The 13,390-nt window shown below is 49.2% G+C and carries 16 protein-coding genes; 1 reads left to right on the plus strand and 15 read right to left on the minus strand.

All coding sequences use genetic code 11. The features are described from left to right. Positions 1-76 precede the first annotated feature (76 nt). The 12 genes from WDY75_RS19775 to WDY75_RS19830 form a co-directional block, all read right to left on the minus strand. Positions 77-706, minus strand: coding sequence for a hypothetical protein (locus tag WDY75_RS19775; RefSeq protein WP_006209518.1), 630 nt, complete (start codon positions 704-706; stop codon positions 77-79). 109 nt (positions 707-815) lie between these two features. Then, entirely contained in the window at positions 816-1,199 is a 384-nt protein-coding gene (gene panD / locus WDY75_RS19780) for an aspartate 1-decarboxylase (RefSeq protein ID WP_006209517.1), read from the minus strand. After that, the gene (gene panC / locus WDY75_RS19785) at positions 1,192-2,082 is read right to left on the minus strand and encodes a pantoate--beta-alanine ligase (RefSeq protein ID WP_036636896.1); all 891 of its coding nucleotides are present in this window, start codon (positions 2,080-2,082) and stop codon (positions 1,192-1,194) included. Before panC ends, panD begins: the two co-directional genes overlap by 8 nt. Next, complete coding sequence (gene panB, locus WDY75_RS19790) at positions 2,079-2,960, minus strand: 3-methyl-2-oxobutanoate hydroxymethyltransferase (protein WP_063479193.1); 882 nt, start codon at positions 2,958-2,960, stop codon at positions 2,079-2,081. Before panB ends, panC begins: the two co-directional genes overlap by 4 nt. Before the next feature lie 281 nt (positions 2,961-3,241). Next, positions 3,242-4,231 carry a biotin--[acetyl-CoA-carboxylase] ligase gene (locus WDY75_RS19795; RefSeq protein WP_063479192.1) on the minus strand — a complete coding sequence of 330 codons (990 nt, stop codon included), beginning with the start codon at positions 4,229-4,231 and terminating at the stop codon, positions 3,242-3,244. Continuing rightward, positions 4,218-5,534 (minus strand): CCA tRNA nucleotidyltransferase, encoded by a 1,317-nt coding sequence (locus WDY75_RS19800; RefSeq protein ID WP_063479191.1) that lies wholly within the window; start codon positions 5,532-5,534, stop codon positions 4,218-4,220. Before WDY75_RS19800 ends, WDY75_RS19795 begins: the two co-directional genes overlap by 14 nt. Positions 5,535-5,577: 43 nt before the next feature. Further along, positions 5,578-6,741, minus strand: coding sequence for an N-acetyl-alpha-D-glucosaminyl L-malate synthase BshA (bshA, locus tag WDY75_RS19805; RefSeq protein ID WP_006209510.1), 1,164 nt, complete (start codon positions 6,739-6,741; stop codon positions 5,578-5,580). A 31-nt stretch (positions 6,742-6,772) separates the two neighbouring features. Then, positions 6,773-7,480, minus strand: a complete 708-nt coding sequence (gene bshB1 / locus WDY75_RS19810; protein WP_063479190.1) for a bacillithiol biosynthesis deacetylase BshB1 — start codon at positions 7,478-7,480, stop codon at positions 6,773-6,775. After that, positions 7,480-7,899 carry a methylglyoxal synthase gene (gene mgsA, locus WDY75_RS19815; protein ID WP_006209508.1) on the minus strand — a complete coding sequence of 140 codons (420 nt, stop codon included), beginning with the start codon at positions 7,897-7,899 and terminating at the stop codon, positions 7,480-7,482. Before mgsA ends, bshB1 begins: the two co-directional genes overlap by 1 nt. An 18-nt stretch (positions 7,900-7,917) precedes the next feature. Further along, positions 7,918-8,721 carry a 4-hydroxy-tetrahydrodipicolinate reductase gene (gene dapB / locus WDY75_RS19820; protein ID WP_063479189.1) on the minus strand — a complete coding sequence of 268 codons (804 nt, stop codon included), beginning with the start codon at positions 8,719-8,721 and terminating at the stop codon, positions 7,918-7,920. A 16-nt stretch (positions 8,722-8,737) separates the two neighbouring features. Beyond that, positions 8,738-9,277 carry a tetratricopeptide repeat protein gene (locus tag WDY75_RS19825; RefSeq protein ID WP_063479188.1) on the minus strand — a complete coding sequence of 180 codons (540 nt, stop codon included), beginning with the start codon at positions 9,275-9,277 and terminating at the stop codon, positions 8,738-8,740. Between the two features lie 49 nt (positions 9,278-9,326). Continuing rightward, positions 9,327-9,656, minus strand: a complete 330-nt coding sequence (locus WDY75_RS19830; protein ID WP_036637038.1) for a nucleotide pyrophosphohydrolase — start codon at positions 9,654-9,656, stop codon at positions 9,327-9,329. Positions 9,657-9,878: 222 nt separating this feature from the next. Here WDY75_RS19830 and WDY75_RS19835 point away from each other — a divergent pair, with 222 nt between their 5' ends. Further along, complete coding sequence (locus WDY75_RS19835) at positions 9,879-10,748, plus strand: YitT family protein (RefSeq protein WP_063479187.1); 870 nt, start codon at positions 9,879-9,881, stop codon at positions 10,746-10,748. 44 nt (positions 10,749-10,792) lie between these two features. Here the strand turns inward: WDY75_RS19835 and WDY75_RS19840 are convergent, their stop codons facing one another. The 3 genes from WDY75_RS19840 to WDY75_RS19850 all read right to left on the minus strand — a co-directional run bounded on the left by WDY75_RS19840 (position 10,793) and on the right by WDY75_RS19850 (position 13,380). Beyond that, positions 10,793-11,650 (minus strand): sporulation protein YpjB, encoded by an 858-nt coding sequence (locus WDY75_RS19840; protein ID WP_006209503.1) that lies wholly within the window; start codon positions 11,648-11,650, stop codon positions 10,793-10,795. A 66-nt stretch (positions 11,651-11,716) separates the two neighbouring features. Continuing rightward, positions 11,717-12,349, minus strand: coding sequence for a DUF1405 domain-containing protein (locus WDY75_RS19845; protein WP_063479186.1), 633 nt, complete (start codon positions 12,347-12,349; stop codon positions 11,717-11,719). 143 nt (positions 12,350-12,492) lie between these two features. Beyond that, the gene (locus WDY75_RS19850; RefSeq protein ID WP_006209501.1) at positions 12,493-13,380 is read right to left on the minus strand and encodes a menaquinol-cytochrome c reductase cytochrome b/c subunit; all 888 of its coding nucleotides are present in this window, start codon (positions 13,378-13,380) and stop codon (positions 12,493-12,495) included. Between the last annotated feature and the right edge of the window lie 10 nt (positions 13,381-13,390).

The raw sequence follows: 13,390 nt of genomic DNA on the forward strand, positions 1-13,390 counted from the left end.
GCTTCACACGGCAAAAAGCGATGCCAAAGTCTCTTTAGAATGAGCTCTGGCATCGCTTCTTGTTAGGCTTTTTCTTCTACAGCAAAGAGATCAGTTGGCTGCCGTACTGAAGTTCACCGCGGTTCTTCTTGCAGACCTCCAGATTAATAATGGGATCGGGCAGAGTCGGATCGCTGTGAATTGCCAGTGCGAAATTTTCTTCGGCCTTCCCTTGTTGTCCATTCAATACCTCGATGCATCCAAGTGCATTGTAGATCATCGCCCGGAGCTTCTTGTTATCTGCCAGCGGCAGAATGGACATCAATACATCAGATGCCTGAGCTGTCTGCCCCATATAAAGATGGGACATCGCAATGTACAGCTTGATCAGAAGGCTCTCCGGAAATACCACAGCGGCAGCCCCAAACTGCTGTATTGCCGGCTGGAACATCAACAACTTGTAATAACCTTGGCCACGGATAAAAGCATCAAGCTGCAATTCAGGCGCTTCGGTCGGCGGAAAAACCGGGGGTGATACGGCATTTTCGCGGAAAATGGCCATCTTCTCTTCAAATTGGAGCCACTCCTCGATAATTGCTTCACTCATGCTTTTGAGCATGTTCCAGTTTTGTACCAGCGCCTGTTTTTGGGGACCTTGTGCAGAAGGGTAATGCTTCACAATTTCATCTAACATGTTGTTCATTTCAGCGAATACATGTTGAAACATAGCTGCATCCCACCCTTAGCGGAAAAATGAGATCAGTGCATCGACCTGAACTCATTTTCTGTAGAAGTCGGTCTTTTCATCCCTTTGGGCTTCCGTCACATTTTGGCTCTTAGAGAACCGCCGCGTGGACTTCGCGATACTCCGTCGTAACCGGCTTATTCATTTCGTCGACAATCACAACCGTAGGCGTATGATGGTCGTATTCCTCTTTGGACATCATGGCATAAGAAATGATAATTACATTGTCTCCAGGTTGAACAAGCCTTGCTGCGGCGCCGTTCAGGCATATAACCCCGCTACCGCGTTCGCCTTTGATAACGTACGTTTCCAAACGGGCGCCATTGTTATTGTTCACGATTTGAACTTTTTCATTCTCCAGCAAGTCTGCAGCCTCCATTAAATTTTCATCAATGGTAATGCTGCCCACATAATTCAGATTGGCTTCCGTCACCGTAGCCCGGTGGATTTTGGATTTCATCATCGTTCTAAACATGGGATCCCCCTACTTTTGGTTGGATTAGCGCATTGTCAATGAGACGAGTTCTGCCGAAGCGCACAGCCAGCGCCATAATTACCGGGCTGTCTCCATCAACCATACGATAAGAATCTTCCACTGGAACAAGTTCCGGGAATGTGAGTAATTCTGCATATTCAATATCGGCCAGTGGGGAACGGGATATATATTCTCGAAGATGTGCACGGATCTCTCCTGCCGTTGCCGCCTGCCCTTGCTGGATTGCCTCCTGAGCCGTCCGCAGTGAACCTGACAGCACAAGAGCCTGTTCCCGCTCTTCCGGCTTCAAATACACGTTCCGCGAGCTCAGGGCCAGACCGTCGGCTTCACGGATGATGGGACAGGGCACGATGGTGACATCCATGTTCAAATCCCGTACCATTTGTTCAATGACAGCCACCTGCTGCGCGTCCTTCATCCCGAAAAAGGCGTAATCCGGTTTTATGATATTGAACAGTTTACTGACAACGGTGGTTACGCCGTCAAAATGCCCGGGGCGGGATGCTCCGCACAATAAAGACGTTATTTCCGCTACGGAAATCTTGGTTTTTGTTGGCTGCGGATACATTTCCTGTACAGCTGGAATGAACACCACGTCTACGCCTTCCGATTCCGCCAATGCCACATCACGCGCTTCATCTCGCGGGTAGGTTTCGAAATCTTCACCGGGACCGAACTGTATCGGATTGACGAAGATGCTGATGACCACCGTTCCTGACATTTCACGTGCTTTACGCATCAGACTGGCGTGTCCTTCATGCAAATAGCCCATCGTCGGCACAAGACCTACCGGTCCGTAACCGGATTGCTGGCGATCCTGAATTTCGGATCTCAATTCCGCAATTGTGCGAATCACTTTCATGAAGTCGTGCCCACCTTTTCCTTGGTACCGCCATATAATGTCGTTTCTACCACTGCTTTAGTCTCTGTTTTGAACACATGCTCTTCGGCCGGGAATGAGCGGTCCTTCACTTCCCTAACATACTGTGAAATGCCATCGCGGATGATGGTTCCGACATCAGCGTAGGTTTTAACGAAGCGTTTGTCCCGATAAGGGGACGCATATTTCAATATATCATGGTATACCAGTACTTGACCGTCACAATAACGACCGGCACCAATGCCAATGGTTGGTATGCTCAGCGCTTTGGAAATTTCAGCTGCTGTTTCTTCCGTCACCAGCTCCAATACAACTGCAAATGCACCTGCGGCTTCAAGTGCCTTCGCGTCATTCATGAGCCGCTCGGCATCACGAGCATCCTTGCCTTGTATGCGATAGCCGCCAATCTGATTCACGGATTGAGGCGTCAGCCCGATGTGCCCAAGTACCGGAACACCGGATTGTACAATACGTTTGACGGTATCGGCGATTTCTTCGCCACCCTCCATTTTCACGGCATGCGCATGGCCTTCCTGCATCAACCTCCGAACGCCTCGCAAGCTTTCATCAATGCCCCCATGGTAGGTCATAAACGGCATGTCGGCTACGATAAAGGTCTCTTCCGCCCCCCGAGCAACCGCGCGAGTATGGTATACCATATCATCCAGCGTTACAGGAATCGTTGAATTGTAGCCCAGCACTACGTTGCCAAGCGAATCGCCTACCAATATCATATCGATATCTGCTTCCTCCGCCAGCTTGGCAGAAGGATAATCGTACGCGGTCAGCATCGTAATCGGTACGCCCTTCTTCTTCATGTTTTTCATTTTTACAATGTTTAGTGCTTGTTTGCCTGCCATTGTGACACAGCCTCCCTGTGTAATTTAGTTAAACACAATAAAAAAAACCTTTTAGCACGACCGCTAAAAAGTCCGAAAGGCAAAAAAGAGTCACTCGCGATCGTCCCTTCTGTCTCGGTCCTTTCGGCTCAGAGCAGAATCCAACGTAACCGGCATAACAGTTATGAAGGTGTTCTATAACATGTTTCTTGCAAAACTTGCGCAGAGTGCAATTCGCTGTTCACGATACCGCCTCTGGCTATAGTATAACAAAATGCCGCTGCAATTTCACCATGTTTGATTTACCTGGTATTAAAAAGAATATCTCCAGAATAAACAGGTATCGTCTCATTCTCGTTATTCCGCACCAGCAATGCGCCGTCCTTATTGAGGCCTGTGGCGATTCCAATGAAACTGTCTCGCATCGTCTGGACACGCACCTCCCGACCGATTGAGCCTGACAATGCTTCCCAGAGCGATGAAATCGGTTCAAATCCCTGCTCGTTGTACAGTTCATACAGAACTTCCATCTCCGCCATGATGGTTTGAATCAATTCGGTTCGATTGATGGTTTTACCGCCAGCCATTCGAATCGAGGTTGCAACGTCACGCAGCTCTTCCGGAAAATCCGTCTCCTTCAGATTGGCGCTAATTCCGATTCCTGCCACGCAGTAACGGACTCTTTCATCTTCCGTAGCAGACTCCAGCAGAATCCCGCAAACCTTCTTACCCTGAAACAAAATATCGTTAGGCCACTTGATATCCGTCTTTATTCCAGCGGATTTCATGATGGCTCGGCAAACCGCCACGCCCGTCAGCAAGGTCAGCTGCTGGGTTAAATGCAGCGGCTGTTTCGGCCGTAGTACGAGGCTCATCCATATTCCCTTGCCCCGCGGGGAATGAAATCTCCGCCCCATTCGGCCGCGCCCGCCCGTTTGTTCTTCCGAGATGACTAAAGTGCCTTCCGGTGCTCCCTCTTCAGCCAACTGCCGGGCGTCCTCTTGAGTAGAGGTCGTTCTGTCCAATAACGTTACTTGCTTGCCTAGGATTTTACTGGTCATCCCCGCTTCCAGTTGATCCACACTCAGCTTGTCCGGCGATTCCATCATGCGATAGCCGAGTCTCGGGAGAGCTTCAAAATCATAACCCAAACTTCGCAGTTTATTGATCTGCTTCCATACAGCCGTCCGACTTATGGACAGCTTGCGGCTTATTTCTTCTCCTGACAAAAATTGACCGGAATACTCCTGAAACATACTCAGCAGCGAATTGTCTTGATCATGATCCTTCATTATTAATTACCACCCGCTTTGCTTCATTAATCAACGATTCCTTATCGTTGTTAATTAGACCTGCCGCCGCCTTCTCCAGCAGTTCCCCGAGAAGTTCGCCAAGCCAGGCTCCACCGCGCTTGTCCAGCGCCAGCAGCAGCTCGCTTCCCGTAATATTCAGATCCTTCAGATTTCGAATCTGAAGCTCCTGCAGCCAGCCCTCAAGCTGCTCCATCACGGCCGGCGATACGGTCGCCGCTCCGGTCCATTCCATAGCCGTCTGCATCTGCAGCCAGCTATGAGCCGCTTCCGCCCCGTGAGCAAGAACAAGCTTGATCCACGTCAGCCTGCCGCTCTGTTTTTCTTTTTCTTTTTCTTTTTCTTTTTCTTCATTGACCTGTGCATATGATTCGTGAAGCGCCAGCAATTTCACAATCGCTTCCCGCTGTTTATTGGAAAATGTCCATGATCTCAGCAGTCTCTCAGCTTCCTGGGCCGAAATGCCGCAGGCAAGCAGCAGCAGCGACCAACGGATGGACGAATGCTCCGGGGCCGTCCGATGGATGGCTTCCATGATAGGAACATCATGCCCCGTGTACGGAAAAGGGGCTTTCATTCGTGAGTAAAGTCCGCTGCGGAGAAACATTTCCAATCCCCGTAATGGGGATGGTCCGGTCATGATTTTCTCAAATTCACTGCGAATTCGCTCCATGGCAATCCAGCTTAGGGTATCTCTCTCCGATAGAATTCCCTTCCAGGTATGCAGGGCAATGGAGAAACCAAACACCGAAGCGAAGCGAATACAGCGAACCATACGCAGCGCATCTTCACGAAAGCGAAGACGGGCATCGCCGACACAGCGAATCACTTGTTTATCAATATCCTCTCGTCCGCCAAACGGATCCACCCAGGAACCGTCGATGCCTCTGGCCATGGCATTCATCGTAAAATCGCGCCGCGTCAAATCTTCCTTCACATCTCGGACAAAAGCGACCTCGGTCGGATGCCGATGATCCTCATACCCGCTCTCCACCCGATAAGTGGTCACTTCGAAAGCCTGACCTTCCATCAGCACTGTAACGGTTCCGTGCTTGATGCCTGTAGGAACCACTTTCGGAAAGACAGAGCAGGTCACTTCCGGCAAGGCCGAGGTCGTAATATCCATATCGCTGACCCTGCGCCCCATGTATTCGTCACGGACACAGCCTCCGACCCAGTATGCTTCATATCCATGCTGAAGCAGAGTGCGGATCACGTCCGCACTCCGCTCAGCCATATTCGGGTCTGCGTTGCGCCATTGTACTGAATTAAACATCTCTGCCATAGTATTCCCGTTCCTTCACCCGAAAAACAACGAGAGGGTAAGCTTAGCCACAGACCGGCTTCAGCTTGCCTACCTCCCGTCCCAACACTCGGTAATATATTTCTTCATATTTGCCGCGGATTAACTCATTACAGAACATTTTGCTGGATCGCTGCAAACATGCTTTCCGCAGACGTTCGCTCAGTGCTTCATCCTTAAATATCTCAAGCACATGCTGAGCCATTGAATGCGTATCTCCGATCGGAGCCAAATATCCTGTCTCACCATGCGTAACCAATTCAGGGATTCCGCCTGCTGTGGAACCCACGGTGGGTACCCCACAAGCCATCGCTTCCAGGGCAACCAGACCGAAACTTTCCTTTTCCGAAGGAAGCAGCAGTACGTCGGCCATGGATATTACGTGGGCAATCTCATCTTGCTTGCCAAGAAAATGGACCTTGCTGCTGAGTCCCAGCTCATTAATCCGGCATTGGATCTTCGGCAGCTCAGGCCCTTCACCGACAAGCAGCAGCTTACTTGGGACCTGTTCCTGTACCTGTGCGAATATCTCCAACACGTCGCCTACTCGCTTCACTGGCCGGAAATTAGAGATATGCATCACAATCTTTTCATCCGGATCGGCATAGTCTCTGCGCAGCGACTCCGAATCCCGAGGATAATACACCCTAGGATCAACGAAGTTGTAGGTCAGGTCAACATCCCGGCTTATATCAAGCAGTTCCCGAGTCTCTCGGATCAGATCCTGAGAAACAGCCGTAACCGCATCACTCTCATTAATCGCGAGCCGAATTAGATCCTTCAGCGATTCATCCTGTGCCAGCACGGTAATATCCGTCCCATGCAAGGTGGTCACGACTTTAAGCTGATCCCCGACCATCTGCTTCGCCAAGAAAGCACATACCGCATGCGGCACCGCATAGTGGACATGAAGGACGTCAAGCTGCTGCATTTTTGCCACCTGCGCCATTTTGGTTGCTAGCGATAGATCATAAGGCGGGTACCTAAACACATAATAATCGTTCACTTCAACTTCATGATAAAAAATATTTTTATGAAAAGTCCCTAACCGGAACGGGATGCTATGTGCTATAAAATGAACCTGGTGACCTTGCTCGGCCAGAAGCTTTCCAAGCTCCGTCGCCACCACCCCGGACCCGCCCAATGAAGGATAACAGGTAATTCCGATTTTTAATGGTTGTTGATTCATGTCAGGCCTCCTTTACCTACGCCTCTATATATTATGCCTGCTTGGAGCCGAATAGATGAACAACATATGGACTTTTACAAGCAAAACCTTCTGCATAAGGAATAAGCCTGCGCGCTCCAAGCAACGAATCCCTGGCCCGCACACGCTCTATGTATCCCTCTGTCAAAGGGGTAGAGACTGCATCCTCTTCAGCCTTCTGGAATTGGGAACGGTAACAAGACAAGGCTTGCTCTTTAACTCCGTAATAATCCGTAACGTCAACGACCAAATCCGCTCTTCCTATGTCATTGATGAAATAAAAATAAAGCTCGTCCACTTTGACCGGTGAGTGCTCCGGCATATAGCGTCGAAGTTTTGCATTGAACACCGCTTCTTCTACCAAACGACTGCAGGCCACATGATCGGGATGACGATCTTCCCAATAGGGTGCAAACACAACCGAAGGAGCAAACCTGCGGATTTCTGCTGTCACCAGCTCAATATGCTCAGGTGTGACGAATAAACCTCGATCCGGCAATCCCAGATTCGTACGGACCTTGAGATCCAGCACACTGGCAGCATGATCTGCCTCTGCTTTGCGAATGGAGACCGTTCCATTGGATGACATCTCTGCCTGCGTCAGGTCACAAATCCCGATAGACAGTCCTGCCGCCGCATGCTTCGCAATCGTTCCTGCCATTCCAATCTCGGCATCGTCTGCGTGTGCCCCGAAGATTAAAATATCCAGCTTGCTGTTCATTAGCTGTCCACGCCCGGTTTGTATTTATGCACAAGCTCTCTCCATGCAAAATCCCCGCGGTCCAGCGCTTTGACGAGAATTTCTGCAGTGGCTACATTGGTTGCAAGCGGAATTCCCTGCACGTCGCATAAACGAAGCAGTGCGTTAATGTCCGGCTCATGAGGCTGTGCCATCAAGGGATCGCGTAGAAAAATAATTAAATCCATTTCATTATCCGCTACGAGCGCTCCAATCTGCTGGTCGCCGCCAAGCGGGCCCGAAGCAAAGCGATGTATGCTGAGCTGGGTTTGTTCCATAATACGGGTACCTGTCGTGCCTGTGGAGTACAGTTTATGATCTTCAAATACACTTTCATATGCAATAACGAAATTGACCATTTCCTCTTTTTTACGGTCATGAGCGATAAATGCAATATTCATAGTCATTTCTCCCCTATGTTAGTCAATAAAATGATCAAATCCATAGACCAAGCCGGTATAACTCATTACCTTCTCCATTGCCATCTTTACACCTGGCATATAAGCTGCACGCTCATAGGAATCATGACGGATCTTCAGACTTTGACCGTATCCTCCAAAAATAACTTCCTGCTGCGCGAATACACCCGGCAAACGGACGCTGTGTATGCGGAAGCCGTTATAATAACCGCCTCTGGCACCTTCAATTACTTCCTCTTCCTTCGGATTGCCTTGGCGAATTTCCTCACGGTTCTGTGCAATCATTTCTGCTGTTTTTATCGAGGTGCCGGACGGAGCATCCAGCTTCTGGTCGCCATGGGTTTCAATAATCTCAACATGTGGCAAATATTTTGCCGCTTGGGCAGCAAACTTCATCATGAGGATGGCTCCAATGGAGAAGTTCGGGGCAATTAAACCGCCGATATTCTGCTCCGCACACTGCTTGTCCAACTCTTCGATTTGCTCCGGAGTGAAACCGGTTGTGCCTATAATCGGACGCACACCATGCTTAATAGCCAGCGCCGTGTTGCTGTAAGCAAATTGCGGAGTTGTAAAATCAACCATAACATCCGGTCTGTATTCAACCAGCGCCATTTCCAAATCGGATGTTACGCGGATGCCGCAGGCTGGCAGACCAACAAGTGTCCCTGCGTCTGCGCCTGCATCAGATTTTCCTACGGCTGCTACCAGTTCCAGTTCCTCATCACCTAGCACCAGCTTCACAACTTCTTTACCCATACGGCCGCCGGCACCGACGACCGCTACTTTCATTTTATTTGCCATCTACATTTCCTCACTTTCAATCCGATGCTGAATCCTGCAAATATGATCTCAAGCGCTGTTTAAGCTCCTCCATAATATACTGAAGACCACTTTCCTGAGGATACAGCGCAATGACTTCTTTAAGCGTGGATATGGCAAGCGCGTGCTCGTCGAGTTCACTATAGACAAGGGCCAGCCATACATACGCCTGAGCATATAAAGGGTCCATCGCTACGGCTGATTTCAGATGCGATATGGCCTGATACAGCTCCGTCTTGGTGACATCCTTGCGGTTCTCCACCATTTTTCGGGCTCGCTGCACCAGTTCTGCAGCCTTAATATGCTGTAAATGAACACCATACTCCGGTTTGTCAGGCTGCAATCTTACGGCTTCTTCCGCGTGAATGATCGCCATATCCAGCTTGTTGCTTCTGCCATAGGTGATGGAGCATCGGTAGTGGACTTCAGCATCTCCGGGATTAGCGGCAATCGCTTGCTCAAACCAACGCAACGCCTCGTCGAAATCATTTTGAAGGATGCATCGATATGCTTTTTGTATATAGCTTTCAGGTTTCACTGGCTGTCCCTCCCCACAGCGGGTTTGGTACAGCATATGTAGCAGCAGCCTAATCGGTGTTTATTTTCGTCCAACGATCGGCATCACGCGTCGAAAATTTATGCATGACTTTATTATGGGCCTCCGCCAGATCAATGCCAAGCGAATTGGCAAAACAGATGGTGATAAACAGGATATCTCCAAGTTCCATTTCAATGGAATTATCCGCTTCATCCGCTTTCTTCGGCTTCTCGCCAAACTGATGATTAACCTCTCTGGCAAGCTCGCCGACCTCTTCCGACATCCGGGCCATCATGGATAAAGGACTGAAATAACCTTCCTTGAACTGTGATATATATCGATCGACTTCCTGCTGCATTTCAGCCATTGATTTTTCCAAGATTCCGATAACTCCCTTCACTGCGCAGTAAGCTTCCAACATGAAGTCTTCAGCAGCTTTCACTTGTCGTCACGGCGACAGGTTTTAAACCTATGTTATCGTAAAGCCCATTTGAAAACAAATAATTTTTTATTGCTGCAACATTATCGGCACATACTAGTTAGGGATACGAGTTAACCAGACATACGGATACAGTCCACTACAGGAAATTCAGGAGGTCTTATGAGAACATCCATGTTGATGCATCAGCTTCGAACGATGATTCCAATCATCATCGGTTCTGCCATATACGCATTCGGTCTGCTCTATTTCATCATTCCGAATGAACTCATGGAAGGTGGAGTCACCGGTATTACCGTCCTTCTCAATTACGCCTTCAACATTTCCCCGTCCATCTCGACCATGGTATTAAATATTCCGCTATTTTTGGTTGGAATGAAAATCCTCGGAAAGCGCCAGTCCATCTATACGGGTCTCGGTATCGCCTCACTAACCCTGTTCCTCTGGTTATTCGAGATGCTGATCAATCGGGGATATATTGTGCCGTTTCGGACAGAGCATGATTATATTCTCGCGTCTCTCTATGCAGGCGTAACGCTTGGGGCTGGGCTCGGCATTGTGTTTCGATTCGGCGGAACCACCGGCGGCTCCGATATTATCGCCAGAATCATTAATCGCAAGTTCGGCTTCAGCATGGGTCAGATCATACTGTCACTTGATATTTTGATTATCGGGCTTTCGTTATTCTTTATCCCGCTCGAACGGATTTTATATACCCTGGTTGCCGTGTTCATTGCTTCGAAGGTCATCGATTTTATACAGGAGGGTGCCTATGCTGCCAGAGCTTTTACCATCATTAGTGATCATGCCCCCGAGATCGCCGAACGCATCACCATCGATATGGAACGCGGGGTTACGCTTATTCCCGCCATCGGTGTCTACTCCAAACAAGCCAAACATATGGTTTACTGCGTAGTGTCCAGACAGGAGATCCGCCGACTGACCGAAATAGTCAAATCCATTGATCCTCGTGCGTTCATGATCATTAACGATGTCAATGATGTCCATGGGGAAGGATTTAAAGAGGAATAGCCCGGTTTGCACCGGGCTGTCTTCGAACTCATATCATATGTTGCTTACAGTTTACGCGGAAACATCGGTTTAGAGCTATACTGCTGACCGCGATATTTGCGATAGCCTACAAACGTTAAAGCTGCCAGGATGAAGGCACCGATGACCAGCTGCCATGTCCAAGGCTCCCTAACCTCTGCCAGAGGAGCAAGGGCCGGCTCATCCTTCTTCTTGCCAAACAGCATATTCATCATTTCCTCGCCCTGCGGCAGCACTCTTTGTACTTCGGATGTTTCTCCAGAGGTCACCAGACCACCCGCATAGGAAATCCAGGATTCAATCATGTTCACATCCTCAGGCTTTCGCTGAATAACGATGGACGGGCGTATGAGCTCATAATGTTCTTCCAGGCTGTCGTAAGCCCTTTTCATGCCGGGTTTATCCTGCTGCGCGGCATACTGCCCCATTACTCTAAGATCTTCACGAATCACCTTGAAGTACTGGAGCCATAATGCATCCCTCGAATGAATCAAGCTGTCTGATGCCATGCGGAGTTTACCTGCAGACCTCATCCAGTGCTGAGGTTCCTGCACGGCTCTTGCAGTAGCTTCTTTCATCTCCAAAATGCTCTCGGCCAGTGCATGAATACCTTCAACTCCGGTCAATCCCTGAAATGAGGAAGCTTCAAAAAGGCTGGATACCCGGCGGGTATCCTCAAGCACGGCTTGTACATTGCCTTCCTCCACATGACGGTACAGCTGCTCTACTTCCTTATTCAGCGCTTTGGCCTGAATGGAAGCAGCGGGCGAGGTTTCCGTATCTCCACTCGCGGGATCAGCCCATATAGGATCACTGATGCTGATGGCATGCAGCAGCAATAGTGCAGACAGGACTAGCAGGAACTTGCGAAAGGTTCGAAACATGGGACATCCCTCCTACCGTATATGTATGGCAGAAGGGATGTGCATAGAACTGTATTGCCGAATTGGCTATAGTCGTTTGGAATTACCGTATCTCATGAATATCCAGGCAGCAAAGCCGCTAGAAAGAGTCAGGAGGTAGGTAAAGAGCTCTACAGCGGAAAGATCATCATATAACTCCCCCGGCAGCCAAGGAAACACTCCATAAGTATAATCCACTGTATCATTCAATAGAGTCCATGCGATGGGCCCGGTAAGCGCTGTCCAGCGGTAATGAAACAACCGGACAAACAGCAGCGCCTCCACCGCCATCGCCGTATGCGAGGCAACCAGCATCCAATCCTGCCATGCCAGCACATCCCCTTGGGCTTGTCCTGCAAATATAATGGCAACTGCCCATACCCCGTACTTCACTGAGGTAACAACGGCCAATGCCTCAATGAACTGCTGAAACAAGGCACTGCCCAATCGCTTAGGCGGGTATAGAAGCAGCAGTAGTGCCAAACAGAAGAACAAACTCGCCGTCGGACTGTCCGGTACAAATATGACCTGCCATATGTAGCCGTGGTTCACCGTGTCAACCATTTGACCACCGTACCATATGTAGCCATAAATCGTTCCAAGTGCATTGCATATGAACAATAACCACAGAATCGATCGCTTACTTAAAAATTCCCGGCTCCACAGATGTGAAATTGACAAACTCCGTCCTCCTTGTCTCATATGACTGTATTCTAATTACATAGCTACAGCCGATTATACCTAAACGCCCGATACATTTCATCTAAACCCTTCCTATTTAAAAAAACCTGACCGCATCAGCGGTCAGGTTCCTCTGTGTATCATTACTCTCCAGCAGCTTCTGCTTTCTGGCTTGCAAGCCATTCAGCCAACTGATCAAGCTCTGCTTCGGTTACACCAGCACTTAAAGCCTGGTCTTTCATTGGAGGCATAGTACCTTGGCCATTTTCAATGATAGCCATGATCTCTTCCTTGGTGTGGGTATCTCCAACACCGCGAAGCGATGGACCGGATGCCCCTTTCAAATCTGCAGCATGACAGGAGATGCATGTAGCTGTCTTAAAGGTTTCCATTGCCGGATTATCCTTATCCACAATCGCTACAATACTATCTTCCGACTGCTTGCCGCTGGTCGTCGGGAGTCCCGCTGCATGTTTCTCTTCTGCTTCTTCTTCCCGCTGAATATGCTCAGGCTTCTGTCCCGTAGCTTCCAACTCATGCACATAGTGCGTCCATGCTGCATTCGTCAGATAAATGACGGCAAACAACGACAGAATCATAAGTGCCGAAGTAATCGGCCTTTTGTAGAAGCGCCGTTCTTTCCCTGTATCAAGGAAAGGAACCAGCAGCAATGCACCGAAGGCGACCCCTGAAACCCCAATTGTACCTAGAACGACATAATCACCGGAAGCGTAAGGAAGCTTCAAGTATTCATACAAGAACAGGAAGTACCAGTCCGGCATCGGGATTACAGAAGCCCCCGGATCTGCCGGATAACCAAGCGGAGCCGGTTCCGAGATGGTCAGCACAAGAAATCCGACCAACACAACGACCCCAACCATCCATTCCTTCAGCAAGAAGTTAGGAATGAACGCTTCTGATTTACCGGGATAAGCGGTGTAATCCGGCGGAGTAACCCATCCGCTGCCTTTTTTCACACGCGAATCGCCGACAAAAACTACTTTCTCATCAGATTTATGACCATGTGCCATAAATATGCGC

The sequence above is a fragment of the Paenibacillus glucanolyticus genome, assembly GCF_037333485.1.
GTDB classification, from domain to species: Bacteria; Bacillota; Bacilli; order Paenibacillales; family Paenibacillaceae; genus Paenibacillus_AQ; species Paenibacillus_AQ glucanolyticus.